Here is a 25,143-nt window from a genome sequence, read left to right as displayed (position 1 = left end):
GCGCGGGTGAGGTACGGTCGGGGGGCTCCGCGAGGCACGCCCCGAAAGGCCCCTGATGACCCCCTCGACCGACCACGCGCTGGCGCGTGCCCTGGCCGAACAGGCCGGTCGGGCGCTGCTGGAGGTCCGGGCGTCCGCCGCCTCGACCGGGCTCGCGGGCAAGGACCTGAAGGACGCCGGTGACGCGCGGGCCCAGGAGGTCCTCGCGGTCCTGCTCGCGCAGCACCGTCCCGGTGACGCCGTGCTCAGCGAAGAGGCCGCCGACTCCGCCGCCCGCCTCTCGGCCGACCGGGTCTGGATCATCGACCCCCTCGACGGCACCCGCGAGTTCTCCGAACCGCCGCGCGACGACTGGGCCGTGCACGTCGCCCTCTGGGAGCGGGGCTCGTCGGACGACGGGAGCCTGGTTGCCGGGGCCGTCGCCCTTCCGGCGCGTGGGGTGACGTACGCGACCGACGCCGCGCCCGTCGTCCCGGCGAAGCCCGAAGGTCCCCTGCGCCTGGCGGTCAGCCGCACGCGCCCGCCGTCCTTCGTGGTCGCCCTCGCCGAAGCGCTCGGTGCCGAGTTGGTGCCGATGGGTTCGGCCGGTGTGAAGTGCGCGAGCGTGTGGCGCGGCGAGGCCGACGCCTACGTGCACGGCGGCGGCCAGTACGAGTGGGACTCGGCCGCCCCGGTGGCCGTGGCCCGCGCGGCGGGTCTCCACACGAGCCGGCTGGACGGCGCCCCGCTGGTCTACAACCGGCCCGACCCGAAGCTGCCTGACCTGGTGGTCTGCCGCCCTGACCTGGCGACCACCCTGCTGACGGCCATCGCGGCCCAGCTCGAGCAAGAGGTGAGTGCTCCATGACCGACAACACCGGGACCTACCGGCTGTCGCAGCTGGCGACGCTGGAGGCCGAGTCGATCCACATCATCCGCGAGGTGGTCGCGGAGCTGGAACGGCCGGTGCTGCTGTTCAGTGGCGGCAAGGACTCGATCGTCATGCTGCGGCTGGCGGAGAAGGCGTTCTGGCCCGCGCGCATCCCGTTCCCGGTGCTGCACGTCGACACGGGCCACAACTTCGCCGAGGTCCTCGACTACCGCGACCGCCGGGTGGTCGAGCTGGGCATCCAGCTGCTGGTGGCCAGCGTCCCCGAGGCGATCGACAGTGGGCTGGTGCAGGAGCTGCCCGACGGCACCCGCAACCGGATCCAGACCCCGGTTCTGCTCGACGCGCTCGAGAAGTACCGGTTCACGGCCGCTTTCGGCGGGGCCCGGCGCGACGAGGACAAGGCGCGGGCCAAGGAGCGGGTGTTCAGCTTCCGCGACGACTTCGGCCAGTGGGACCCGAAGAACCAGCGCCCCGAGTTGTGGAACCTCTACAACGGGCGCATCCACAGCGGCGAGAGCATCCGCGTGTTCCCGCTCTCGAACTGGACCGAGCTCGACATCTGGCAGTACGTCGAGCGCGAGGGCATCGAGCTGCCCAGCATCTACTTCGCCCACGACCGTGAGGTCTTCGACCGCGACGGCATGCTCTACGCGGTGCACGAGTACTGCCGCCCGCGCGAGGGCGAGACCGTCTTCACCGAGCGGGTCCGCTACCGGACGGTCGGCGACGCCAGCCTGACGGCCGCCGTCCGCAGCGACGCCGACACCGTCGCGAAGATCATCGACGAGGTCGCCTCCACCCGGATCACCGAGCGCGGGGCCACCCGCGGTGACGACAAGTTCAGCGAGGCGGCCATGGAAGACCGCAAGCGCGAGGGGTACTTCTGATGGACATCCTGCGGTTCGCCACCGCCGGTTCGGTGGACGACGGGAAGAGCACCCTCATCGGGCGGCTGCTGTACGACTCGAAGTCGATCTTCAGTGACCAGCTGGAGGCGGTCGAGGCGGCCAGCCAGGCCAAGGGCGACGAGTACGTGAACCTCGCGCTGCTCACCGACGGCCTGCGGGCCGAGCGCGAGCAGGGCATCACGATCGACGTCGCGTACCGCTACTTCGCCACCCCCAAGCGGAAATTCATCATCGCCGACACCCCGGGGCACATCCAGTACACCCGGAACATGGTCACCGGTGCCTCCACCGCCGACCTGGCCATCGTGCTGGTCGACGCGCGCAAGGGCCTGGTCGAGCAGAGCCGGCGGCACGCCTTCATCGCCACCCTGCTGCGGGTGCCGCACGTCGTGCTGGCCGTCAACAAGATGGACCTCGTCGACTACTCGCAGGAGGTCTTCGAGTCCATCAAGGACGAGTTCGTCCAGTTCGCCACCAAGCTGGAACTGCCCGACCTGACGGTCATCCCGATCGCCGCGCTGCACGGCGACAACATCGTCAGCCGCTCGGAGAACACGCCCTGGTACGACGGCCCGTCGCTGCTGCACCACCTGGAGAACGTGCACGTCTCCAGCGACCGGAACCTGATCGACGTCCGGTTCCCCGTGCAGTACGTGATCCGCCCGCAGTCGTCCGAGTACCCCGACTACCGCGGCTACGCGGGCACGGTGGCGGGTGGTGTGCTGAAGCCCGGGGACGACGTCCTGGTGCTGCCCTCGGGCCTGCCGAGCCGGATCGAGGCCATCGAGACCGCCGACGGGCCCGTGGCCGAGGCGTTCCCGCCCATGTCCGTGACCGTGCGGCTGACCGACGAGATCGACATCTCGCGCGGCGACCTGATCTGCCGCCCGCACAACGCGCCCAAGGTCACCCAGGACCTCGACGCGACGATCTGCTGGATGACCGACCAGCCGCTGACCACCGGCCGCAAGCTGGCCATCAAGCACACCACCCGCACGGCGCGCGTGCTGGTCAAGGAGCTGCAGTACCGGCTCGACATCAACACGCTGCACCGCGACGAGGCCGCGACGTCGCTGGGGCTGAACGACATCGGCCGGGTGCGGCTGCGCTCGACCCAGCCGCTGCTGGCCGACGAGTACCGGCGCAACCGGGCCACGGGCGCGTTCATCCTGGTCGACGAAGCGACGAACGCGACGGTGGCCGCGGGCATCATCACCGGAACCGCTTGAGCCCGTAGGGCTCTCGGGTCAGGCCTCCGTGGAGGCCAGGTACGCGCCGAACTCCTCGAGGGTGATCTGACCGTCGCCGTCGGCGTCAAGGACCTCGAAGGCGTGCTCGACGCCCTCCGGCGTCCGGGCCCCGCCCAGGGCCTCGAGGAGGTTCGTGAACTCCTCGTGGCTGATCCGGCCGTCGTGGTCGGTGTCGATCAGGTCGAACGTGGCCGCGTACTCGCTCAGGTCAGCCATGGTGTCCTCCGTGTCGTCGGGCCCCACCCTCCGGATCGTGCGGAGCAGCCCGCAACGTAGCAAGGGGGACGGCGGTCCGCGCGTCGGTCCGGCCCGCCCCGCTACGGCCTACACCCCGGCGGTCTCACGCTCCGGCCGGGGTTCCTGCGGCTCGCGCCACGGGAGCGGGGTGAAGCCGTGCCGGTGCCGGATCAGCATCCAGATCAGCGGGGTGATCAGCAGGGCGGCGATCAGGATGATGCCGGTGGTGGCGTTGTCGACGTCCAGCAGCTTCAGCGCCGAGGCGCAGAGCACGAAAGCCAGGGCGCGGCGGATCAGACCGCCCGGGGCGCGGGACGAGAGCTGGGCCCCCAACCAGGTGCCGGGCACGGCGCCGACCACCAGCGCCGTGGTCAGGTCGAGCTGGAAGTCGCCGAACAGGATGTGGCCGACCGCGGCCGAGAAGACCAGGGGTACGGCCTGCAGCAGGTCGGTGCCGACCAGGCGGGACGCCGTCAGCCCGGGGTAGAGGGCCATCAACGCGATGATGATCAGGGAGCCCGAACCGACCGAGGTGACCCCGACGACCAGGCCGCCGACCGCGCCGACCAGCACCGTCGGCAGGGGCCGGACGGCGACGTCCGGGCGGTCCTGCGGCAGCGGCTCGAGGCGGCCGTCGCGCACGCGGGCCCGTTCGAGGAGTCGGGTGTAGCCCCGGATCGCCAGGCCGGCGGCGGCGATCAGCAGGGCGATGCCCAGGGCCACCTTGATGCCCGACTGCACGGCCTCGTCGTTGCCGAGGGCGCGGGCTATGAGCACCCCGGCGAACGCCGAGGGTACCGAGCCGATGCACAGCCACTTCACCAGCGGCAGGGCGACCGTGCCCCGGCGCAGGTGGACGAACGAGCCCACCGGCTTCATGACGGCGCTCGCGACCAGGTCGGACGAGACGGCGGTCAGCGGGGCCACGCCGAAGAACAGGACGAGTACGGGGGTCATCAGGGCACCGCCACCCATGCCGGTCAGACCGACGACGATGCCGATGCCGAAGGCGGCCAGCGCCAGCGTCGGGTCGAAATGCACCGAACGAGTCTAGGTGGTCGACATGGTCAGGGATAGAGCCCGGACGTGCGGGTTTCGCGGACCGGACGGAAGCTGGCGGCATGGCCTCCTCCACCACCACCGCCTACGTCAGCGGGCAGGGATCCTTCGAGCGCGACACCCGGTACATCACGACGCGGATCACCCGGGACGGTGCCGACGGTTACCCCGTGGAACCGGGGCGTTACCGGTTGATCGCCGCCCGGGCCTGCCCGTGGGCCAACCGGGCGATCATTGTCCGCCGGCTCCTCGGCCTGGAGGGCGTCATCTCGATGGGGCTGTGCGGGCCGACCCACGACGAGCGGTCGTGGACCTTCGACCTCGACCCGGGCGGCGTCGACCCGGTGCTCGGCATCGAGCGGCTGCAGGAGGCGTACTTCAGGCGCGTCCCCGACTATCCGCGCGGCATCACCGTGCCGGCGATCGTCGACGTGCCGTCCGGGGCCGTGGTGACCAACGACTTCGCGCAGATGACGATCGACCTGTCGCTGGAGTGGGGCGAGTACCACCGGGACGGGGCGCCCGAGCTCTACCCGCAACGGCTGCGCGACGAGATCGACGCCATCAACGCGGTCGTCTACAAGGACGTCAACAACGGCGTCTACCGGTGCGGCTTCGCCGGTGATCAGCGCGCCTACGAGCGTTCGTACGAGCGGCTCTTCGCGCGGCTGGACGAGCTGGAGGAGCGGTTGACGACCAGGCGGTACCTGGTGGGGGACACCATCACCGAGGCCGACGTCCGGCTGTTCACCACGCTGGCCCGCTTCGACCCCGTCTACCACGGGCACTTCAAGTGCAACCGGCAGAAGCTCACGGAGTTCCCGGCCTTGTGGGCCTATGCGCGAGACCTGTTCCAGACCCCCGGTTTCGGCGACACGGTCGACTTCGCACAGATCAAGAGGCACTACTACGTGGTGCACCGCGACATCAACCCGACGCAGATCGTGCCGGCCGGGCCGGCCCTCGCGAACTGGCTCACGCCGCACCACCGCGAGCAGTTGGGCGGGCGTCCCTTCGGCGACGGCACCCCGCCCGGTCCGGTCGCGGCCGGTGAAGAGGTGGCCGCGACCGGGCGCGCTACTTCGACGTGATCGAGAACCCGCTGCCCGGCGCGAAGGTCGTGACGTTCGGCGGGATGGTCTTAGGCTCGCCGATCCGCACAGGCCGGGCCGCCCGCAGGCGAACCCGTCAGACGGTGCCGGGCGAACGGCTCAGACCGTGAACCGCCCGACGACCTCCCGCAGTTCCGAGGCCAGCCCGGCGAGCTCGGTGCTCGCCTGCCGGGCCCGTTCGATCCCCGCGCTGGACGCCTGCGCCGCGCGGGCGACGTCGTCGATGTTCTCGGCGATCTGCCGCGAGCCGTCGGCGGCCCCGGTCACGTTGCGCGAGATCTCCGACGTGGTCGCCGACTGCTCCTCGACCGCCGCGGAGATCGTCGTCTGGAACGTGTTGACGTCCACGATGGTCTGGGAGATGCGTTCGATGGCGGCCATCGCGGCGGTGGTGTCGCCCTGGATGGCTTCGACCCGCTGGGAGATGTCCTCGGTCGCGCGGGCGGTCTCCTGCGCCAGCTGCTTGACCTCCTCGGCGACGACGGCGAAGCCCTTGCCGGCCTCCCCGGCCCGCGCCGCCTCGATCGTGGCGTTCAGCGCCAGCAGGTTCGTCTGCTCCGCGATCGAGGTGATCACCTTGACCACGTTGCCGATCTCCGCGCTCGAGGCGCCCAGCTTCCCGACCGTCTGGGTGGCGGTCCCGGCCTCCTCGACGGCGGCCGCGGCGACCCGCAGCGCATCGGTGGACGAGGCCGAGATCTCCTGGATGCTGGAGCCCATCTGCTCGGTGGCGGCCGCGACGGTCTGCACGTTGCGGGACACCTCGTCGGCGGCCGAGGCCGCGGTCGTCGAACGCCCGGTGGTCTGCTCGGCGCTGGAGGCCACCTCGGCGCTCACCGCGGCCAACTCCTCGGAGCTGGCGGACAGGGCCGAGGTCGACGACGTGATGACCGCGAACGCCTGGCGGAGGGAGTCCTGGGCGGCGCGCAGGGAGGAGGCCATGCGGCCCACCTCGCTGCGTCCGTGCACCTCGATGGTGGCGCGCAGGTCGCCGCGGGCCAGCGCGTCGAGGCTGGTCTGCACCTGGCGGATGGGGTGCACGATGCCGCGCGCGGTCCACAGCGCGAAACCGAGCAGCAGCGCCAGGAGTGCGACCAGGGTGATCGAGATGTCCCGCACCGACGCGCGGTAGGCGGCCCGCCCGTCCGCGGCGGTGTCCACGGCGTCCTTCTTCTCCGCCTGGGTGAGCGCCGTGAGCCGGGTGTCCATCTGACTGACGAGCGGCCCGAGGTCCCCGATGGGCGGCGTCTTGACGCCCTGGAGGGGCGACTCCTGGAGCAGGTAGACCCGCAGCCCGGCGTAGAAACTGCGCCAGGTCCCCCGCAGCTGCTCGAAGGGGCCGTCGGCCGACGTGCCGTGGACCAGCTCCTCGTAGGCCGCCATCTCGGCGTCCTGACGGGCCGCGGCCTGCGAGGTCGTCTTCACGGCGTCGGCCACGGCCTTCTTCGTCGCGCCCGGCACGAAGATCCCGATCACGCCGCCGTTCACCTGGGACTGGGTGCCGCGCATGTCGGCCAGGGCGCTGAGGCGGGCCACGTTCTGCGAGCTCAACCGGTCGAGCTCGTCGTTCAGGCTGGCCACCCGGGCCAGGGCGAGACCGGCCACGAGCACCGCGACGACGGCGGCCCCGGCGACGAGGGCGAAGATCTTGGTCCGGATGCTGAGGTTCTGAGCCCACGTGCTCACTGCGGTGTCCGACACGACAGATGCGTCTCCGTACTCGTGGTCCGCGGACCCGGTCCCCGGGCCTCGGGGCGTTTCATCGGCACCTTCCGGGGGCGGGTTGAGGGCCTCGGGACGGTTCGGCGGCGGCTGTCGGTGCCCCCGCATAGACTCGGGACCGTCATGAGCCTGACCGGAATCCTCGAATCCCTCCTGCGTGACCCGGCCCTCACGGGCCTGGTCGAAGCTGCCCGTGAGGGCCACGAACCCCTGGTGGAGGTCACCGCTCCCGCGGGCCTGCGGGCCCCGCTGCTGGCGGCCCTGGCCTCGCCGGCGCACGGGGCCCGGCCGGTCCTGGCCGTCACCGCCACCGGCCGCGAGGCGGAGGACCTGGCCCAGGCCCTCGCCTGCTTCCTCCCGGCCGAGCGGATCGCCGAGTTCCCGGCCTGGGAGACGCTGCCGCACGAGCGGCTGAGCCCGCGCAGCGACACCGTCGGCCGCCGGCTGGCCGTGCTGCGCCGGCTCGCCCACCCCGAGGCCGACGGGCAGGGGGGGCCGGTGGACGTCGTCGTCGCGCCGGTGCGGGCGGTCATGCAGCCGCTGGTCCGGGGGCTGGCCGACCTGGAGCCGGTCGCGCTGCACGCGGGTGACGAGGTCGACCTGGAGGACGTCGTCCGCCGGTTGGCCGCCGCGGCCTACAGCCGGGTGGATCTCGTGGAGCGCCGGGGCGAGTTCGCCGTCCGCGGTGGCATCCTCGACGTGTTCCCGGCCACCGAGGAGCACCCGCTGCGGGTGGAGTTCTGGGGCGACACGGTCGAGGAGATCCGCTGGTTCGCGGTCGCCGACCAGCGCAGCCTGGAGATCGCGGGCGAGGGGCTGTGGGCGCCGCCGTGTCGTGAGTTGCTGCTCACCGACGAGGTCCGGGCGCGGGCCGCCGAGCTGGCCGAGCGCCTGCCCGGGGTCGCCGACATGCTCGGCAAGGTCGCCGCCGGGGTCGCGGTCGAGGGCATGGAGTCACTCACTCCGGCCCTGGTCGACGGCATGCAGCCGGTGCTGGACGTCCTGCCGAAGGGGGCCCACGTCGTCCTGTGCGACCCCGAGCGGGTCCGGGCCCGGGCGCACGACCTGGTCGAGACCAGCCGCGAGTTCCTGGAGGCGAGCTGGGCGGGGGCCGCCGCGGGCGCCGCCGTCCCCGTCGACCTGGAGTCGGTGCTGGGTACGGCGTCCTTCTGGTCGCTCGCGCAGGTGCGCGAGCACGCGCTCACGCACGGGGTGCCGTGGTGGTCGGTCTCACCGTTCGGCGCGGACGAGGAGCTGGCCCAGTTCACCGAGGGGGACGACGACGCCCGCGTCTTCACGCCGACCGCGCGCGAACCGGAGGCCTACCGGGGCGACACCGAGCGGGCGGTCAAGGACGTCGCGGCCTGGCTGACCGAGGGCTGGCAGGTCGCGGTCATCACCGACGGGGCCGGCCTGGCCCGGCGCGTGGTCGAGGTGCTGGGCGAGAACGACGTCGCGTCGCGGCTGGTCGAGGGCCTGCCGGAACCGCCGGAACCCGGCGTTGCGGCCGTCGGGACCGGTTGCCTGCTCACGGGTTTCGTGTCCAGCGAGCTGAAGCTGGCGGTGCTCACCGAGACCGACCTGACCGGCGGCACGGGCACCGGCTCCACCACCCGGGACATGCGCCGGATGCCGGCCAAGCGGCGCAACGTCGTCGACCCGCTGCAGCTGCGCACGGGCGACCTGGTGGTGCACGAGCAGCACGGGGTGGGCCGCTACGTCGAGATGGTGCAGCGGACCATCGGCGGGGCGACCCGCGAGTACCTGGTGATCGAGTACGCGCCGAGCAAGCGCGGCCAGCCGGGCGACCGGCTGTTCGTGCCCAGCGACGCGCTCGACCAGGTGACCCGCTACGTGGGTGGCGAGCAGCCGACGCTGAACAAGCTCGGCGGCTCCGACTGGGCCAAGACGAAGGGCCGGGCGCGCAAGGCGGTCAAGGAGATCGCCGCCGAGCTGATCCAGCTGTACTCGGCGCGAATGGCCACGAAGGGGCACGCGTTCGCGCCCGACACCCCGTGGCAGCGCGAACTGGAGGATGCGTTCGCCTACGTCGAGACGCCCGACCAGCTGGCCAGCATCGACGAGGTCAAGGCCGACATGGAGAAGCCGATCCCGATGGACCGGCTGATCTGCGGCGACGTCGGCTACGGCAAGACGGAGATCGCGGTGCGGGCCGCCTTCAAGGCCGTGCAGGACGGCAAGCAGGTGGCCGTGCTGGTGCCGACCACGCTGCTCGTCCAGCAGCACCTCGACACGTTCACCGAGCGGTACGCGAACTTCCCGGTCACCGTGAAGCCGCTGTCCCGGTTCTCCACCGACAAGGAGGCCGAGGCGGTCAAGGCGGGCATCACCGACGGCTCGGTCGACGTGGTGATCGGTACGCACCGCCTGCTGACCGGCGAGGTCCGGTTCAAGGATCTCGGGCTGGTCGTCGTCGACGAGGAGCAGCGGTTCGGCGTCGAGCACAAGGAACGCCTGAAGCAGCTGCGCACCGACGTCGACGTGCTCTCGATGAGCGCCACGCCGATCCCGCGCACGCTGGAGCTGGCCGTCACCGGCATCCGCGAGATGTCCACGCTCGCAACGCCTCCCGAGGAGCGGCACCCGGTCCTGACGTTCGTCGGCGGGTACGAGGAGAAGCAGATCACCGCGGCGATCCGGCGGGAGTTGCTGCGCGAGGGCCAGGTCTTCTACGTGCACAACCGGGTCGAGTCGATCGAACGGGCGGCGAGCCGCATCCGCGAGCTGGTGCCCGAAGCCCGGGTGGCCACCGCGCACGGGAAGATGGGCGAGCACCAGCTGGAGCAGGTCATCGTCGACTTCTGGGAGAAGCGCTTCGACGTCCTGGTCTGCACCACGATCGTGGAGACCGGGCTCGACATCTCCAACGCCAACACGTTGATCCTGGAACGGGCCGACCTGATGGGCCTCTCACAGCTGCACCAGCTGCGGGGCCGGGTCGGGCGCGGTCGCGAACGGGCCTACGCCTACTTCCTCTACCCGCCCGAGAAGCCGCTCACCGAGACGGCGCACGACCGGCTCCAGACCATCGCCGCCAACACCGACCTGGGCGCCGGCATGGCCGTGGCGATGAAGGACCTCGAGATCCGCGGGGCCGGAAACCTGTTGGGCGGTGAGCAGTCCGGGCACATCGCGGGGGTCGGGTTCGACCTCTACGTACGGCTGGTCGGGGAGGCCGTGGCCGACTTCCGCGGTGAGACGGGCGAGCAGTTGCAGGAGGTCAAGATCGACCTGCCGGTCGACGCGCACCTGCCGCACGACTACGTCCCGGGGGAGCGGTTGCGGCTCGAGGCGTACCGGAAGATCGCCGAGGCGGCCTCGGACGAGGCGATCGAGGAGGTGCGGGCCGAACTCGTCGACCGCTACGGCCCGCTGCCGCAGCCCGTCGAGAACCTGCTCGCCGTGGCCCGGTTCCGGGTGCTGGCGCGCCAGGCCGGGCTGCGCGAGATGTCGGCGCAGGGGAACGTCATCCGGGTGTCGCCGGTCGAACTGCGCGACTCGCAGACCGTGCGGCTCAACCGGCTGTACCCGAAGACGACCGCGAAGCCCGCCACCTCCGCCCTGCTCGTGCCGCGACCGATGACCGCCCGGATCGGCGGCCAGCCCCTGCGCGACCAGGAGGTCCTCGCCTGGGCCTCGGAGTTCGTCCGCAGCGTGCTGCTCGACGACATCGGCACGGCCGCCTCCGTGGGCACCCGTCGGTGACCCGGTCGTAAGGACTACGATGCCGCGCGTGGGTCTCAGCACGCGCACCTCGAGCGCGCTCACCAGCCTTGCCGCCCTGCTCGTCGCGGGTCTCGTCCTGTCCGGGTGCTCCGGGCAGGAGGCGGGCGCCGCGGCCGTCGTCGGCGACCGGCGCATCACCATCGCGCAGGTCCAGTCCGCGTACACCGACGTCGTCCCGCTCGTCGGGCAGGACGCGCAGTTCACCCAGTCCGACATCCTGAACTGGCTGATCCTCGAGCCGTACCTGACGCAGGAGGCGGCGCACGAGGGCAAGGGCGTCTCCGTGCAGGACGCGAAGCTGGAGTTCACCAAGGTCGAGGGTGCCCCGCGCGACCCCAGCCCGGCCGCGCTGGCGGTGGTCCGGGCGATCCTCGCGCGTGGCGCGGTCTTCGCCAACGACAAGAGCACCGAGGAACTGACCGCCCTGCTCAACCAGATCACGGGCCGGCTGAAGGCCGACGGGGTCAAGCTCAACCCGCGCTACGGCTCCTCGATGGACTACACGCAGGCGAACATCGTCAAGGGTCAGCCGAACTGGCTGAAGCCGGTGGCCACGCCGTCGGCCACGCCCGCCCAGTGAGTGGAACCGTCCCCGAAGAAGCTGCGACTCCTGGGACGGGGCGGGTCACCCTCGTACTGACGAGCCCGCGCGTGGCCGCGGGTCTGCTGTCGGCGTCCGCCTGGCAGCGCCTCCAGGCGGCCGACGTGCTGCTGGCCGTGGCCCCCGAACCCGAGTGGCTCGAGGCGTTCGAGATCGTCGGCGTCGAACCCCGCGACGTCGCCGACCTGCCGGTCGGCCAGCGGGCCGGGCTCCTCGTCGAGGAGGCGGCCGCCGGTCGGGAGGTGGTCTGGTGGGGCAGCCCGGACGGCGACCCCGGGCTGACCGACGCCCTCGCCGAGCACCTCTCCCGCCGGGCGGTGGCGGGGTACCCGCCCGAGGTCGAGGTGATCACCGCCTCGCACGACGTCCCCGGGGCCCGGCTGATCGATCTGGTCCGGGTGATGGACGTGCTGCGCTCACCCGGCGGCTGCCCGTGGGACGCCGAGCAGACCCACGAGTCGTTGCTGCCCTTCCTGCTGGAGGAGGCCCACGAGGTGATCGAGGCCGTCGAGCATCTCGACGGCCCCGGCGGCCGGGACCACCTGCAGGAGGAGCTCGGAGACCTGTTGCTGCAGGTGGCCTTTCACGCCCGGGTCGCCGAGGAGCACACGGGCGAACCGTTCGACATCGACGACGTGGCCGCGGGCATCGTCGCCAAGCTGGTCCGCCGGCACCCGCACGTGTTCGGCGACGCGCAGGTCGACAGCGTCGCGGAGCAGGAGGCGGCGTGGGAACAGCTGAAGGCGCAGGAGAAGCCCACCCGAGCCGGTTTCGAGGGCATCCCCACCACGCTGCCGGCGCTGGCCCGGGCCCAGAAGATGCTCGGCCGGGTGGTGAAGGCGGGCGACGACCCCGCGCTCGCCGTCCCGGCCGCTGCGCAGGGCGACGAGGTCGCGGAGGCGCTGCTGGCCGCCGTCCTGGCCGCCCGCGAGGCCGGGGTCGACGCCGAGGCCACCCTGCGCGCCGCGCTCTCCCGCCTCGAGCCGCCTACCTGATCGTCGTCGCTGCCGGGTCTCGCCGAGTTCCACTCGCAAGACCCCGGCTGCGACAGTGATCTTGATCAGGGACGGGCGGCGTGGAAGGCCACCGTGGGATCGGTCGGTAGCGGGACGTGCCGGTGCCGGGTCGCCACTCTGAAGGCCGCGACCAGGAGGGGCAGACCCCACGTCAGGAGTATCGGGACGAAGATCAGTCGCCACCACCGCCCGTCCACGGGCGCACCCTGCCCTCGCGGGCGCGCCCGTGAGGCACCATTGACCGGGTGAGTGACCTGTTCGGTGACCCCGGGACGACCCACCGCTTCCGTGGGGTGGCCGAGAACGTGCTCGACGCGCTGCTGAGCGCCCGCCCCGAGTGGGCCACCGACCTCGGTGACCACCGGTTCGACGACCGGCTCACCGACTGGTCACCGGACGCCGTCGCGACCCACACCGGCACGCTGGCCGACGCGCTGTCGGCGCTGGACGACGTCGACGACACCGCGCTGGCCCCGGACGACCGCGTCGACCTCGAGATCCTCCGCACCGCCGTCACCCGCGAGGTGTGGGAGCTGGCCGAGCTGCGCGCGCACGAGTGGGATCCGCTGTTGCACCTGCCCGGTGACGCGCTCTACCCGCTGATCGCCAAGGAGACGGGCACCCCGGCCGAACGGCTGCGGGCTCTCGGCGCCCGGCTGACCGCCGTCCCCGAAGTCCTCGAGGTCGCTCGCGACACCTTGCGGAACATGCCGAGAGTGCATGTGGAGACGGCGATCTCACGCACCACCGGGGTACTGAACCTGATCGACGCCGACCTCGAACCCCTCCTGGCGGCCGACCCGGCCGCGGCGCGGACCGTCGTGGCGGCCCGCGAACCGGCCGCCGCGGCGCTGCTGGAGCACCGCGCCTGGCTGGAGGACCGGCTGCCGCGCAGCGACCGGGACCCGGCGCTCGGCGAGCAGGCCTACGCGGCCCGGCTCTGGTACACGCTCGACACCGAGACCGGCCCCGACGCGTTGCTCACCCGGGCGGAGTCGGACCTGCAGGCGATCGAGGAGCGCATCGCCGAGGAGGCCGCGACGTTCGCCCGCGTCCCGCCGCGGCCCGGGCTCGTCCGCGAGGTGCTCGACGGGCTCGCGCACGGGGCGCCGGTGACCGACGCCAGCATCCTCGACCTGTGCCGCGACGCGCTGGCCGCGGCCACGGCCCGGGTCCGCGAGCTCGACCTGGTCACGGTGCCGGACGTCGGGGTGGTCGTCGAGGAGATGCCCGAGATCCGGCGCGGGGTGGCCGTCGCCTACTGCGACGCGCCGGGCCCGCTGGAACCCCGGGCGGCCGACGTCCCGATGATCTTCGCGGTGTCACCGACCCCGGCGGGCTGGTCGCCCGAGCGGGTCGGGTCGTTCTACCGCGAGTACAACGGCCACATGCTGCGCGACCTGTCCGTGCACGAGGGTGTGCCCGGGCACGTGCTGCAGCTGGCCCACGCCGCGCGGCACCGGGCCGGCACCCGGGTGCGGGCCGCGTTCCGGTCCGGCCCGTTCGTCGAGGGCTGGGCCGTCTACGCCGAGGAGATGCTGGCCGAGGCCGGGCTCGGCCTGGGCCCGGAGGTGGACGCCGGGCTGCGCATGCAGCAGCTGAAGATGCAGCTGCGCAGCACGATCAACGCGATCCTGGACATCCGGGTGCACGCCCACGGCATGACCGAGGAGGAGGCGCGGCGGCTGATGGTCGAACGCGGCCACCAGGAGGAGGGCGAGGCCGCCGGCAAGTGGCGGCGGGCCCAGCTCACCTCGGCGCAACTGGCCACCTACTACGTCGGCTACCGCGAGGTGAGCGAGTTGGCGGTCGACCTGGCCCAGGCGCGACCGGGCTGCGACCGCCGCCAGGTGCACGACGAGATGCTCTCGCACGGCTCGCCACCGCCCCGCCACCTTCGAGGGCTGCTGGCGCTCGACTAGGTTTGTCCCGACATCCCTGAGCGGCCGGGACCCGGCTGACCAGGCACCCGACGGCAGGAGCGAACTGATGGCAAGCATCGAGGCGGTAGCGGGTCGGGAGATCCTCGACTCGCGGGGCAACCCCACCGTCGAGGTCGAGGTGGCGCTGGACGACGGCACGATCGCCCGCGCGGCGGTCCCGTCGGGTGCGTCCACGGGTGCGTTCGAGGCGGTCGAGCGCCGCGACGGCGGCTCCCGCTACCTGGGCAAGGGCGTGCAGGACGCGGCCCAGGCCGTGACCGAGCAGATCATGCCCGAGATCATCGGCTTCGACGCCGCCGACCAGCGGCTGATCGACCAGGCGATGCTGGACCTGGACGGCACCGACAACAAGGGCAGCCTGGGCGCGAACGCGATCCTCGGCGTCAGCCTCGCCGTGGCCAAGGCCGCCGCCGACAGCGCCGACCTTCCCCTGTTCCGCTACGTCGGCGGCCCGAACGCGCACGTGCTGCCGGTGCCGATGATGAACATCCTCAACGGTGGCGCCCACGCCGACAGCGGCGTCGACGTCCAGGAGTTCATGATCGCGCCGCTCGGCGCGCCCTCCTTCAAGGAGGCGCTGCGCTCCGGCGCCGAGATCTACCACTCGCTGAAGTCGGTGCTGAAGGCCCAGGGCCTGTCGACCGGGCTCGGCGACGAGGGCGGGTTCGCCCCGAGCGTGGCCGGTACCAAGGAGGCGCTCGAGCTGATCGCCACCGCCATCGACAAGGCCGGCTACAGCCTCGGCTCCGACGTGGCGCTCGCGCTGGACGTCGCGGCCACCGAGTTCTACGCCGACGGCTCCTACTCGTTCGAGGGCAGCAAGCGCAGCTCCGGCGAGATGATCGACTTCTACACGCAGCTGGTCAGCGACTTCCCGCTGGTCTCCATCGAGGACCCGCTGTCCGAGGACGACTGGGAGGGCTGGACCGGCCTGACCGCCGCCGTCGGCAACCGGGTGCAGATCGTCGGCGACGACCTGTTCGTGACCAACCCGACCCGCCTGGCCCGCGGCATCGCCGAGGGCGCGGCCAACGCGCTGCTGGTCAAGGTCAACCAGATCGGCACGCTGACCGAGACCCTCGACGCCGTCGCCCTGGCCCACCGCAACGGCTACCGCTGCATGATGAGCCACCGCTCGGGCGAGACCGAGGACACCACGATCGCCGACCTCGCGGTCGCGACCGACTGCGGCCAGATCAAGACCGGCGCCCCGGCCCGGTCCGACCGGGTGGCCAAGTACAACCAGCTGCTGCGCATCGAGGAGGAGCTGGACGACGCCGCGGTGTACGCGGGCGCCGGCGCCTTCCCGCGGTTCACGCGGAGCTGATGTCCAGGTGAGCCCTCGTCGACCTCCGGCCCCCGGTCGCGCTCCCGGTTCGGGAGACGACCGGGAGCCGGGCGTCGGCATGCGCCCGACTCAAGGGACGACCCCCGCCACCGCGGCGGGTTCACGGGCGGTCACGCGGGGCGCACCCGGGACGACACCCAGGACGGCACCCAAGGCGCCGGCGAAGAGTCCGACCGCGCGCCCGTCGTCCGGGGGCCGTTCGCGACCCGCGCGCCAGCGGTCGGTGACCGCCCCGGCGAACCGGCAGGCGTCGTCCCGCCCGCCGTCGGCCGCTCCCGGCCGCGGGGAGGGACGCGCGGGGGTCCGGGCCGGGACGGGCCGGCCGCTGTGGGTGGTCGGGGCGGTCGCGATCCTGCTGGCGGTGCTCATCCTCCCGTACTTCCAGAAGTGGCTGGTGCAGCGCTCGCAGATCGAGACCGCGCGCAGCCAGGTCGCGCAGGCCCAGAAGGACGTCGCGTCGCTGGAGGCGCAGCGTCGCCGCTGGCAGGACGACGACTACGTGAAGGCGCAGGCCCGGTTGCGGCTGCACTACGTGCTGCCCGGGGAGACCGCCTACGTGGTGCAGGACCGGGCCGCGGACGAGAAGGCGAGCGACCCGAAGTCGCAGGCGGCCGACGTCCCGCAGGCCCGGTCGCCCTGGTACGCGAACGTGTGGACGTCGGCGCAGGTCGCCGGGGGCACCCCGGGTGGCTGAACCGCAGGATCTGGAGGCCGTCCACCGGCAGCTCGGCCGGCCCCCGCGGGGGGTGCACGCGGTGGCCCACCGCTGCCCGTGCGGCAACCCCGACGTGGTGGCCACCGAGCCGCGGCTGGACGACGGCACGCCGTTCCCGACGACGTACTACCTGACCTGCCCGAAGGCGGCGGGGGCGATCGGCACCCTCGAGGCGTCGGGGCTGATGCGCGAGATGACTCAGCGCCTCGAGTCGGACGAGGAGCTCGCCGCGGCGTACCGGGCGGCGCACGAGGACTACCTGGCCCGGCGGGCGGCGATCGGGGCCGAGGTCGGCGCCCAGGTGCCGGAGATCGAGGGGGTCTCGGCCGGGGGGATGCCGACGCGGGTCAAGTGCCTGCACGTCCTCGTCGGGCACGCGCTGGCCGCCGGTCGGGGCGTGAACCCGCTGGGCGACGAGGCCCTGGACGCGCTGCCCGACTGGTGGGCGTCCGGACCCTGCGTCTGACCTGGCATATCAGTCCTACACCAGGAAGGCGTACGCGTGAGTGTGCAACGTGTGGCGGCGGTCGACTGCGGGACCAACTCGATCCGGCTGCTGATCGCCGACGTCGACGCGGACGCCGGGACGCTCGTCGACGTCGAGCGCACGATGGAGGTCGTGCGACTCGGGCAGGGGGTCGACCGCACCGGGCGGCTCGCCCCCGAGGCGCTGGAGCGCACCCTCGAGGTGGCCCGCCGCTACGGGGCCGCGTGCACGGCCGCCGGGGTCACGGCGCTGCGGTTCGTGGCGACCTCGGCGACCCGCGATGCGTCGAACCGCGACGAGTTCGTGGCGGGGGTGCACGACGCGCTCGGCGTCACGCCTGAGGTGATCCCGGGGGCGGAGGAGGCGGCGCTCTCCTTCGCCGGGGCCGTCGGTGAGCTGCGGGGCAGGCACCCGGCGCCCTACTGCGTCGTCGACCTCGGCGGCGGCTCGACCGAGGTGGTGCTGGGGACGGACGGCGTGAGCGCGGCGTTGTCGGTCGACATCGGGTGCGTCCGGTTGACCGAGCGCCACGACCTCGCCGGCCCCGGTGCGGACTGGGCCGCGGCCACCGCGGACGTCGAGGCCGCGCTCGAGAAGGTGGCGGGCGTCGTCCCGCTGGAGTCGTCCCGGAGTCTGGTCGGCCTGGCCGGTTCGGTCACGACCATCACGGCGCACGCGCTGGGGTTGCCCTCGTATCAGCCGGAGCGGATCCACGCCTCCGTGCTGCCCGTGGCGGACGTGCGGGCCGCGGCCGACTCGCTGATCGCGATGTCGCGGGACGAGCGGGCGGCGCTGCCCTACATGCACCCGGGCCGGGTCGACGTGATCGGCGCCGGCGCGCTGATCTGGCGGACGCTCGTCGCCCGGGTCGCGTCGGAGGCCGGGGTGGACAGCGTCGTGACGTCCGAGCGGGACATCCTCGACGGCATCGCCTGGTCCCTGGTGCCTACCTCGTGAACAGCTGATTCCCGCCGGGTTCGGGAAGCGGGATCCCGACGTCGCTGGTCTCGTACCAGGTGCCCTGGGCGTTCGCGGCGACCACGCGGTAACGCTCGGCGAGCAGGTCGAACACCGGAGCCCCCGCGCCCTGGCGGACGGAACTCCAGTCGCGGGCGTCCACGTAGACGAACCGCGGCCGGGTGCGGTTCAGCTCGCGCCCCAGTTCGGCCCAGACGCCGTCCGGCAGGCCGATCGTCCAGCCGCTGATCTCGGTCGCCGGAACGGTCTGCAGGAGGGTCGCGATCCGGGGGTCGCCGAGGATGAAGACCGGCGTGCCCGGGGGGATCCGGCCGGCCATCAGGGCGGCGGCGGCCACGGGGCGGGTGGCCATCGGCGGCAGGCCCTGGCCGCGCACGATGCGGGCCCGTTCGCTCACGCCGAACCGGTCGCCGGCCGGCGCGTTCAGGATGTCGAGCGGGACGTGCGCCGTCGGGACGATCAGCGCCAGAGCGCCGAGCCCGGCCAGCGCCCGCACGAAAAGCCTTCTCTGCGAGGGGGTCCGGTCCAGGAAGGTGAGAACGCGCTCCAGGCCGAGCGCCGCCAGCAGCCCGAGCGGGACCGCCTCCATCAGCCAGCGGTACGGCGTGGGCACCTGGGGGAGGGCGAGCGCGAACTCGAGGACCGCCGTCCCGGCCAGTGGGAGCACGAGCAGGCGCCCGTCGTCCCGGCGCAGGCCGCTGAGGAACCCGACGAGGGCGAGGGGCCCGACCAGGGCGAACATCGTCACGAGGGCGGTCGCCACGGTGTGCACGCTGCCCGGGGCGGTCGGGTCGGCGGTGACCTGGGCGGGCAGCTGGAAGGTGGTCCGCAGCGCCAGGTCGAGCGCGCCGTGGGCGGCGAAGTAGGCCAGCGTGACGAGGCCCGGCAGCACCGCCCCGAGGACACCCCAGCCGACGCGGCCGCGCGTCCGGCGGGCGTCGATGCGGTGGCTGAGCAGCAGCGCCGGGACGACGAGCAGCAACGGCACCGGCCCGTACACCGTCTTCAGAACCGGTACGGCGCCGACGGCCAGGCCGCCGACGAACCAGGCCCACCCCGGGCGCAACACTCCGCCGACCGGCAGGGTGGCGGCGAGCGCGACGACGAGCAGCAGGTTCAGCAGGCCCTCCACCTGCCCGACCCCGCCGACGTGGGCGTAGACCAGGTACGGGCCGAGGACCAGCGTCGGCGCGGTCAGCCGGACGGTGCGCCGCAGACCCCAGTCGGTGGTGATCGTCAGGACCAGCCGGGCGGCGACCAGGGCGAGCGCGCCCTCGAGCAGCCGGGCGCCGGTCCCGCCGGGTCCGAGGAGGTCGCCGAGCTCGTAGAACCAGTACACGCCCGGCTGCTTGATGTCCCAGAAGTCGCGGTAGTAGACGACGCCGTCCCGCATCCGGCTCGCGGTCTGGGCGAACAGGGCCTGGTCGCCGTTCTCGGGCCACCACTGCAGCGCCGCGGCGAGCGCGGCCACCGGGAGCAGGGCGAGGACGACGTCCCGCCGGGCCGGGCGGGCCGGCGCCGGGCGCGTCGGGGCAGGCCGGTCGACCGTGTTCAGGTCCACGTGGAGATCCCCCATTCAGCTGTCCGCACCATAGGTCCGCAGCGGGTGGGGGAGCGGCCGAAGGCGGAAGTCCACAGGAAGATCCGGACCGTTACAACGATCGGTGTAATCAATTCGCCGGACGTCTCCTACGAACGGCTACCGCGCGGTAGTGTGCCCAGGTGATCCGGGTCACCTGACCGGGCCATTCGTAGGGGGCGCAACAGCAAGGAGGCTGCCATGGCGGAGAGCGCGCGGTCGAAGACCGACGTCGACGTCGTCGTCATCGGGTCGGGGTTCGGCGGCAGCGTCAGCGCGCTGCGCCTGGCCGAGAAGGGTTACACGGTCACCGTGCTGGAGGCCGGCCGCCGGTTCAAGGACGACGAGTTCGCCAAGACCTCGTGGCGGCTGCGCTCGTACCTGTGGGCGCCGCGGCTGGGTTGCTACGGCATCCAGCGCATCCACTTCCTGAAGAACGTGATGATCCTGGCCGGCGCGGGCGTGGGCGGCGGGTCGCTGGTCTACGCGAACACGCTGTACCGGCCGCTGCCGCCGTTCTTCGCGGACCTGCAGTGGGCCCACATCACCGACTGGGCCGACGAGCTCGACCCGTACTACGACCAGGCCAGCCGGATGCTCGGCGTCACGCCGAACCCGACGATGACCCCGGCCGACAAGGTGATCAAGAAGGTCGCCGACAAGATGGGCGTCGGGGACACGTTCCACGCGACGCCTGTCGGGGTGTTCTTCGACAAGCCGGGTGTCGAGTCGCCCGACCCGTTCTTCGGTGGCGCCGGGCCGGCGCGCACGGGTTGCACCGAGTGCGGCGCCTGCATGTCGGGCTGCCGGGTCGGCGCCAAGAACACGCTGGTCAAGAACTACCTGTACCTGGCCGAGCGGGCCGGGGTCTCGGTCCAGCCGCTCACCACGGTGACCGGCCTGAAGCAGTTGTACGACGGCACGTGGGAGGTCTCGACCGCCCGCACCGGGGCGTGGGTCCGGAAGCGCCGCAGCACCATTCGCGCGCAGCACGTCGTGCTGGCCGCCGGGACCTGGGGTACGCAGAACCTGCTGCACCGGGTGAAGCAGCGGGGCGACCTGCCGGGCCTGTCGGACAAGCTGGGCGAGCTGACCCGGACGAACTCCGAGGCGATCATCGGCAGCGGCCGGCTCACGATCGACAAGGACAACGACTACTCGTTCGGTACGGCGATCACCTCGTCGTTCCACCCCGACGAGAACACGCACATCGAGCCCTGCCGGTACGGGCACGGGTCGAACGCGATGGGCCTGCTGCAGACGGTGGCCACCGACGGGTCGCCGGGGCGCTCGCGGGTCGGGCAGCTGCTGAAGACGCTGGTCACGCAGCCGAAGGCCGCGCTGTTGCTGAACCTGCGGCACTGGAGCCAGCGGACGATGATCCTGCTGGTCATGCAGACCCTCGACAACTCGCTGACCACGTACCTGAAGCGGGGCTGGACGGGCCGGGTGAAGCTCACGTCGAGGCAGGGTCACGGCGAGCCGAACCCGACGTTCATCAAGGCGGGGTACGACGCGAACGCGCTGGTGGCCGAGGAGATCGGGGCCATCCAGGGCAGCACGTGGAACGAGATGGCGAACATCCCGACCACCGCGCACTTCCTGGGCGGCTGCGCCATCGGCGACTCGCCCGAGAACGGTGTGGTCGACGCCTACCACCGGGCGTTCGGGCTGCCGAACCTGCACATCGTCGACGGTTCCACGGTGTCGGCGAACCTCGGGGTCAACCCGTCGCTCACCATCACCGCGCAGGCCGAGCGGGCCATCTCGTTCTGGCCGAACCGCGGCGAGGTCGACCCGCGCCCGGCGCTGGGGGCGGCGTACGAGCGGCTGGCCCCCGTGGCGCCGAAGCACCCCGTCGTGCCGGAGTCGGCGCCCGCGGCGCTGCGGTTGCCGTTCGTGAGCATCGAGGCCGTCGTCCGGCGCACCGCCGAGGCCCCGGCGGCCCAGAACTAGGCGGCCCCCGAACTGAGCGCACCCCCTCCGCGCTCAAAACCGTTTACGAGGGAATTCTCGACTGCTGATAGCAGCTGAGAATCCCTCGTAAACGTGTATTTGCAGCCTCGGCATTGCGCGCTACTGCGGATTGTGGAGTAGTGTGCGGTGCGTGGATACGACGCAGCTGCTGAAGGGTGTGCTCGACCTGGCCGTCCTCGCAGTGGTGGCCGAGGAGGACGGCTACGGCTACGAGGTGGTGCGCCGGTTGCGGGCCGCGGGTCTGGAGGAGGTCGGTGACGCCTCGGTGTACGGCACGCTGCGGCGGCTGTACTCGGCCGGCGCGCTGACCTCGTACGTGGTGCCCTCCGACGAGGGGCCACACCGCAAGTACTACGGCATCAACGAGGCCGGCCGCGTGCAACTGGCCGAGCAGGGCAAGACCTGGACGGAGTTCGCAGGGGTCATGAGTGCACTGGTGGAGGGGCGATGAGCACACCGACGCAGCCGATGCTGTCCACTGAGATCCGCGCTGAGATAGCGGATTTCGTGGCGGCGGTCGAGCACGAGCTGGACGACCTGCCGCGCGACGACGTGGCGGAGCTGACCGGTGGCCTGGAGGCCGACCTGATCGAGGCGTGGGCCGCGGAGGGGACGACGCCCACGCAGCGGTTCGGGTCACCGCAGGCCTACGCGGCGGAACTGCGCTCCGCAGCGGGGCTTTCCGAACGGGGGCGACGAGCGCCCCGGTTCGACCCGAACCTGCGCCGGATGTCTGCCCACCTGCGCGATGCGGTGCGCTCGATGCCCGGTGGGGAGGCGATCCTGCGGACCGCTGACGACCTTCAGCCGGCCTGGTGGGTGGTGCGCGCCCTGCTCCTGCTGGTCTTTCCATCCCTCGTCCTCGGGTTCAGCACCCTCACTCCGGTGCCGTTCCTGGCCCTGCTCCTGGGGGGAGCGTTCCTCGCGGTCTGGAGTCTGCGCTGGCGGGGGGCCGGGCAGGCCGTGGCGCCGGTGCGCGGCATCCTGCTGGCGTGGAACGTCGCGGCACTGGTCGGCGTTCTGCTGCTGCCGTCCGCGGTGAGCAGCTACTACCTGATGCAGAACCTTCAGTCGGACGTCTACACCGATGGCGAGGGGGCGACCGGGCTGTACCTGGACGGGGCGCCGGTCAGCAACGTCTTCGCCTACGACGAGGACGGCAAGCCTCTCATGCGGGTGCGTCTCTACGACCAGGCCGGGCATCCGTTGACCATCGATCCCGCCCTCTCCTACCAGCCCGACGGCGGGGACACCTCATACCTCATGGCGCCGGACATGATCGGGCCGAAGGTGTTCAACGTCTTCCCCATGCTGCTCCGGGTGGACAGCTACGACCCTGGCATCGTCAATCCGGAGCAGGCCGCTCCGCTGCCGTTCCCGAACGTGGGCCCGCTGCCCGAAGGGGTGAAGCTGACTGCGCCCGCAATCTCGGCCACGCCGCAACCAGAGCAGACCGAGGACGGGCAGTAGCAGCGGGACGTACCCGTAGCCCGACCCGAAGTGCGACCACACGGTCGCGTCCGGGAAGCGCTCCGGGAATGCGTAACTCGCGATGCCGACCAGGAGCACGCCGGTCAGCTCCACAACGCACAGCGCGGTCGCCCAGCGAGTCCGTGAGTTGTGCTCTGAATCCGACACATTCGTGTCGGATTCAGAGCGCAATCGCGCCGCCCGGGCCAACAGGACGGTGGCGGCGATGTACGTGACGGCGGCCAGCGTCGACAGTGCGTAGGCGACCGGGGCGTGGGAGGCCTTCGTGGCCAGCTGCACGCCGCTGCGTCCGGTGGCGGCCAGGGCGAAGAACCCGTAGACCAAGGTCAGGAGTCGGCCCGGGCCGACCGCGCCGTCCGGTCGCTCAGGCATGACTCGTTCCCAGGGTGACGTGCAGGCGCACCGACACGACGGCGACCAGCAGGCAGCCGACGGCCAGCGCCGCGTTGCCCCAGCGCCCGTCGTCCCACCGCACCCCGGTCGCGCAGATCGGGAGCACCGCCACCGAGGTGAGCAGGTAGCCGACGTTGGTGGCCACCTCCGGCCCGTGGTCGCCGCTGACCAGCGCGACACCGTCCAGGACGCCCTGGACGACGACCGCCAGCTCGAGCATCCCCAACCCCGCGACCAGGGCGGGCGGGCGCGGACGCCCGCGGACCGCCGTCCCGGCGAGTGCCGCCCCCAGGCCCAGTGCGTACAGGAGCGTGGTCAGGCCGAGGGAATCCCTCACGCCGGCACCGGTTCCGGCTCGTCACCCAGATCGATCGCCGTCTCGTCGGCCGCGGCCGCGCGCTCGGCCCGGGCCCTCTCCCGGCGCTTGCGCACCGACCGCTTGGCCAGCCAGGTCGAGACGCCGGTGATCGCCAGCAGGATCGGGGTCAGGCCGAACAGGAACCAGATGATGCGCCACCAGCCGTTGACGCTCTGGCCGTAGTGGAAGAGCGCGCCGGACCAGTTGTCCAGCACCTGGTTCGACAGCGTGGCGGCACTGCCGAGGTCGGTGACGTGCACCCGGCTCGGGTCGTGCCGGTCGACGTCCACGCCGTACTCGCCGGGGTAGGCGCCGTGCTCGTACTGGTCGAAGTTCTTGCTGAAGTAGAACGAGTAGGTGGCCGTCGCGTCGTCCTCGGCCGGCAGGGAGGCGTAGACGAGTGGTGCGTCGCCCGCCTGCCCGGCGGTGCGGGCGGCGGCCACGGCGGCGTCCAACCCGATGTCAGGGCGCTTGTCGTCCTTCACCTCGTTCGACGTGAAAGGCGTTTCGTCGGGCGGAGTCTGGCCGCCCGTGGCCGCGTACCAGGCCGGGGCGACCCAGTTGAACTCGAAGCCGGCGCCGGTCAGCCCCCACATCAGCAGGAACGGCACGGCCGCCATGCCGACCACCTGGTGCAGGTCGTAGTCGCGCGCGTACCGGCCCTTACGCATGCGGACCCGGAACCCGTGACTGAACTTCTTCAGTGTCGGCCACCACAGCCAGATGCCGGACAGGGCCAGGAACATCAGGATCACGGCGAACGAGCCGAGGAAGAATCCGGCCCAGGTCAGGTCGGTGCGCGGGCTGGCCCACTGCAGCCACTGCGGCAGGTACTTCCCGTACTGCGGCACGGTCTCGTCGAACCACGGCACGTAGCCCGGGTAGTCGTCGCAGGTGAAGAAGCACTCGTGGATCTGGTTCATGAACGCCATGAAGCCGCGGTCCGGGTCGGCGTGGCCGGTGATCCGGCCCGAGCCGGCGTCGACGCCCCAGAACCCCGGGTTCCTGTCGTCGTCGGCCGCGAAGACCTCGATCACTCCCTCGTACAGGTTCACCGAACCCGCCTCGAAGCCCGGGTGCGCGGCCTCGACGGTGGCGATCGCCTGACTGAAGGACGTCGGGTGGTCGGACTGCGTGGTGGCGAAGACGTCGCCGTTCGTCCACTTGAGCCACTCGGGCGAGTAGACGACGACCGCGCCCGTCGTGGTGATCAGCAGCAGGACGAGGCCGAGAGCCAGGGACAGCCAGCGGTGCAGCCAGATCACGGGCTTCTTGATCGGCTTCTTCCGGCGCCGCCACTTGTCGAGCCGGCGGAGCCGCGCCGTCACGTCGAGAACCATCGACCGTCCCT

The 25,143-nt window shown here is 72.1% G+C and carries 23 protein-coding genes and 1 pseudogene; 15 read left to right on the top strand and 9 right to left on the bottom strand.

The window, feature by feature from the left end:
• Positions 1–55 precede the first annotated feature (55 nt).
• The 3 genes from ACIB24_RS16735 to cysN are packed head-to-tail and all read left to right on the top strand — an operon-like array spanning position 56 to position 3,008.
• Positions 56–847, top strand: coding sequence for a 3'(2'),5'-bisphosphate nucleotidase CysQ (locus tag ACIB24_RS16735; RefSeq protein ID WP_398282690.1), 792 nt, complete (start codon positions 56–58; stop codon positions 845–847).
• Positions 844–1,758, top strand: coding sequence for a sulfate adenylyltransferase subunit CysD (gene cysD, locus ACIB24_RS16730; RefSeq protein ID WP_398282688.1), 915 nt, complete (start codon positions 844–846; stop codon positions 1,756–1,758). The genes ACIB24_RS16735 and cysD overlap by 4 nt, the downstream gene beginning before the upstream one ends.
• Positions 1,758–3,008 carry a sulfate adenylyltransferase subunit CysN gene (gene cysN, locus ACIB24_RS16725; RefSeq protein WP_398282686.1) on the top strand — a complete coding sequence of 417 codons (1,251 nt, stop codon included), beginning with the start codon at positions 1,758–1,760 and terminating at the stop codon, positions 3,006–3,008. The genes cysD and cysN overlap by 1 nt, the downstream gene beginning before the upstream one ends.
• An 18-nt stretch (positions 3,009–3,026) precedes the next feature.
• Here the strand turns inward: cysN and ACIB24_RS16720 are convergent, their stop codons facing one another.
• Positions 3,027–3,245, bottom strand: a complete 219-nt coding sequence (locus tag ACIB24_RS16720) for an EF-hand domain-containing protein (RefSeq protein ID WP_398282684.1) — start codon at positions 3,243–3,245, stop codon at positions 3,027–3,029.
• Positions 3,246–3,353: 108 nt separating this feature from the next.
• Positions 3,354–4,307, bottom strand: coding sequence for a sulfite exporter TauE/SafE family protein (locus ACIB24_RS16715; RefSeq protein ID WP_398282682.1), 954 nt, complete (start codon positions 4,305–4,307; stop codon positions 3,354–3,356).
• Between the two features lie 80 nt (positions 4,308–4,387).
• On the opposite strand from ACIB24_RS16715, the gene ACIB24_RS16710 reads away from it, so the two are divergent.
• Positions 4,388–5,416: a glutathione S-transferase family protein gene (locus ACIB24_RS16710; protein WP_398282680.1), complete on the top strand. Its 1,029-nt coding sequence runs from the start codon at positions 4,388–4,390 to the stop codon at positions 5,414–5,416.
• Between the two features lie 120 nt (positions 5,417–5,536).
• On the opposite strand, the gene ACIB24_RS16705 is transcribed toward ACIB24_RS16710, so the two are convergent.
• Entirely contained in the window at positions 5,537–7,138 is a 1,602-nt protein-coding gene (locus tag ACIB24_RS16705; RefSeq protein WP_398282678.1) for a methyl-accepting chemotaxis protein, read from the bottom strand.
• A gap of 144 nt (positions 7,139–7,282) precedes the next feature.
• On the opposite strand from ACIB24_RS16705, the gene mfd reads away from it, so the two are divergent.
• The 3 genes from mfd (at position 7,283) to ACIB24_RS16690 (ending at position 12,502) form a co-directional block, all read left to right on the top strand.
• Complete coding sequence (gene mfd, locus ACIB24_RS16700) at positions 7,283–10,885, top strand: transcription-repair coupling factor (RefSeq protein ID WP_398282676.1); 3,603 nt, start codon at positions 7,283–7,285, stop codon at positions 10,883–10,885.
• A 28-nt stretch (positions 10,886–10,913) separates the two neighbouring features.
• Positions 10,914–11,486, top strand: a complete 573-nt coding sequence (locus tag ACIB24_RS16695; RefSeq protein ID WP_398282674.1) for a hypothetical protein — start codon at positions 10,914–10,916, stop codon at positions 11,484–11,486.
• A 71-nt stretch (positions 11,487–11,557) separates the two neighbouring features.
• Positions 11,558–12,502, top strand: a complete 945-nt coding sequence (locus tag ACIB24_RS16690; RefSeq protein ID WP_398282672.1) for a MazG family protein — start codon at positions 11,558–11,560, stop codon at positions 12,500–12,502.
• Positions 12,503–12,567: 65 nt separating this feature from the next.
• Here the strand turns inward: ACIB24_RS16690 and ACIB24_RS16685 are convergent, their stop codons facing one another.
• Positions 12,568–12,720, bottom strand: a complete 153-nt coding sequence (locus ACIB24_RS16685; RefSeq protein WP_398282670.1) for a hypothetical protein — start codon at positions 12,718–12,720, stop codon at positions 12,568–12,570.
• 48 nt (positions 12,721–12,768) lie between these two features.
• Between ACIB24_RS16685 and ACIB24_RS16680 the strand changes: the two genes are divergently transcribed.
• Together ACIB24_RS16680 and eno are read left to right on the top strand one after the other, a co-directional pair.
• Positions 12,769–14,445, top strand: a complete 1,677-nt coding sequence (locus tag ACIB24_RS16680; protein WP_398282668.1) for a DUF885 domain-containing protein — start codon at positions 12,769–12,771, stop codon at positions 14,443–14,445.
• A 67-nt stretch (positions 14,446–14,512) separates the two neighbouring features.
• Positions 14,513–15,793 carry a phosphopyruvate hydratase gene (eno, locus tag ACIB24_RS16675; RefSeq protein WP_398282666.1) on the top strand — a complete coding sequence of 427 codons (1,281 nt, stop codon included), beginning with the start codon at positions 14,513–14,515 and terminating at the stop codon, positions 15,791–15,793.
• A 90-nt stretch (positions 15,794–15,883) separates the two neighbouring features.
• On the opposite strand, the gene ACIB24_RS16670 is transcribed toward eno, so the two are convergent.
• Positions 15,884–16,183 (bottom strand): hypothetical protein, encoded by a 300-nt coding sequence (locus tag ACIB24_RS16670; protein ID WP_398282664.1) that lies wholly within the window; start codon positions 16,181–16,183, stop codon positions 15,884–15,886.
• On the opposite strand from ACIB24_RS16670, the gene ACIB24_RS16665 reads away from it, so the two are divergent.
• The 3 genes from ACIB24_RS16665 to ACIB24_RS16655 are packed head-to-tail and all read left to right on the top strand — an operon-like array spanning position 16,176 to position 17,973.
• The gene (locus ACIB24_RS16665; protein WP_398282662.1) at positions 16,176–16,508 is read left to right on the top strand and encodes a septum formation initiator family protein; all 333 of its coding nucleotides are present in this window, start codon (positions 16,176–16,178) and stop codon (positions 16,506–16,508) included. The two genes, ACIB24_RS16670 and ACIB24_RS16665, sit on opposite strands and share 8 nt — an antisense overlap.
• Positions 16,501–16,995 (top strand): DUF501 domain-containing protein, encoded by a 495-nt coding sequence (locus ACIB24_RS16660; RefSeq protein ID WP_398282661.1) that lies wholly within the window; start codon positions 16,501–16,503, stop codon positions 16,993–16,995. Before ACIB24_RS16665 ends, ACIB24_RS16660 begins: the two co-directional genes overlap by 8 nt.
• Positions 16,996–17,037: 42 nt before the next feature.
• Positions 17,038–17,973 (top strand): Ppx/GppA phosphatase family protein, encoded by a 936-nt coding sequence (locus tag ACIB24_RS16655; RefSeq protein WP_398282884.1) that lies wholly within the window; start codon positions 17,038–17,040, stop codon positions 17,971–17,973.
• Here ACIB24_RS16655 and ACIB24_RS16650 read toward each other — a convergent pair.
• On the bottom strand, positions 17,963–19,555 hold the full coding sequence (locus ACIB24_RS16650; RefSeq protein ID WP_398282659.1) for a hypothetical protein: 1,593 nt from the start codon (positions 19,553–19,555) through the stop codon (positions 17,963–17,965). The two genes, ACIB24_RS16655 and ACIB24_RS16650, sit on opposite strands and share 11 nt — an antisense overlap.
• A 219-nt stretch (positions 19,556–19,774) precedes the next feature.
• On the opposite strand from ACIB24_RS16650, the gene ACIB24_RS16645 reads away from it, so the two are divergent.
• From ACIB24_RS16645 to ACIB24_RS16635, 3 genes are all read left to right on the top strand, one after another.
• Entirely contained in the window at positions 19,775–21,529 is a 1,755-nt protein-coding gene (locus tag ACIB24_RS16645; RefSeq protein WP_398282657.1) for an FAD-dependent oxidoreductase, read from the top strand.
• A 151-nt stretch (positions 21,530–21,680) separates the two neighbouring features.
• Entirely contained in the window at positions 21,681–22,001 is a 321-nt protein-coding gene (locus ACIB24_RS16640) for a PadR family transcriptional regulator (protein WP_398282655.1), read from the top strand.
• Complete coding sequence (locus ACIB24_RS16635; protein ID WP_398282653.1) at positions 21,998–23,020, top strand: hypothetical protein; 1,023 nt, start codon at positions 21,998–22,000, stop codon at positions 23,018–23,020. The genes ACIB24_RS16640 and ACIB24_RS16635 overlap by 4 nt, the downstream gene beginning before the upstream one ends.
• Here the strand turns inward: ACIB24_RS16635 and ACIB24_RS16630 are convergent.
• From ACIB24_RS16630 to ACIB24_RS16620, 3 genes and pseudogenes are all read right to left on the bottom strand, one after another.
• Positions 22,979–23,413 (bottom strand): annotated as a pseudogene (locus tag ACIB24_RS16630) (hypothetical protein); the annotation flags it as partial. The gene ACIB24_RS16635 and the pseudogene ACIB24_RS16630 sit on opposite strands and share 42 nt — an antisense overlap.
• Entirely contained in the window at positions 23,406–23,771 is a 366-nt protein-coding gene (locus ACIB24_RS16625; protein ID WP_398282651.1) for a hypothetical protein, read from the bottom strand. The pseudogene ACIB24_RS16630 and the gene ACIB24_RS16625, both read right to left, overlap by 8 nt.
• Entirely contained in the window at positions 23,768–25,132 is a 1,365-nt protein-coding gene (locus ACIB24_RS16620; protein WP_398282650.1) for a PepSY-associated TM helix domain-containing protein, read from the bottom strand. The genes ACIB24_RS16625 and ACIB24_RS16620 overlap by 4 nt, the downstream gene beginning before the upstream one ends.
• Positions 25,133–25,143 lie beyond the last annotated feature (11 nt).

The sequence above is a fragment of the Spongisporangium articulatum genome, from assembly GCF_044465595.1.
GTDB lineage: Bacteria > Actinomycetota > Actinomycetes > Actinomycetales > Kineosporiaceae > Spongisporangium > Spongisporangium articulatum.
This window is presented reverse-complemented; position numbering and strand designations above follow the sequence as displayed.

Excerpts from the sequence above, each read along its gene's own strand:
- ACIB24_RS16735 (WP_398282690.1), top strand. The coding sequence starts at position 56 with ATGACCCCCTCGACCGACCACGCGCTGGCGCGTGCCCTGGCCGAACAG.
- cysN (WP_398282686.1), top strand. The coding sequence starts at position 1,758 with ATGGACATCCTGCGGTTCGCCACCGCCGGTTCGGTGGACGACGGGAAG.
- ACIB24_RS16720 (WP_398282684.1), bottom strand. The coding sequence starts at position 3,245 with ATGGCTGACCTGAGCGAGTACGCGGCCACGTTCGACCTGATCGACACC.
- ACIB24_RS16670 (WP_398282664.1), bottom strand. The coding sequence starts at position 16,183 with ATGAGCACCGCCAGCAGGATCGCGACCGCCCCGACCACCCACAGCGGC.
- cysD (WP_398282688.1), top strand. The coding sequence starts at position 844 with ATGACCGACAACACCGGGACCTACCGGCTGTCGCAGCTGGCGACGCTG.
- ACIB24_RS16645 (WP_398282657.1), top strand. The coding sequence starts at position 19,775 with ATGGCGGAGAGCGCGCGGTCGAAGACCGACGTCGACGTCGTCGTCATC.
- eno (WP_398282666.1), top strand. The coding sequence starts at position 14,513 with ATGGCAAGCATCGAGGCGGTAGCGGGTCGGGAGATCCTCGACTCGCGG.
- mfd (WP_398282676.1), top strand. The coding sequence starts at position 7,283 with ATGAGCCTGACCGGAATCCTCGAATCCCTCCTGCGTGACCCGGCCCTC.
- ACIB24_RS16710 (WP_398282680.1), top strand. The coding sequence starts at position 4,388 with ATGGCCTCCTCCACCACCACCGCCTACGTCAGCGGGCAGGGATCCTTC.
- ACIB24_RS16635 (WP_398282653.1), top strand. The coding sequence starts at position 21,998 with ATGAGCACACCGACGCAGCCGATGCTGTCCACTGAGATCCGCGCTGAG.
- ACIB24_RS16620 (WP_398282650.1), bottom strand. The coding sequence starts at position 25,132 with ATGGTTCTCGACGTGACGGCGCGGCTCCGCCGGCTCGACAAGTGGCGG.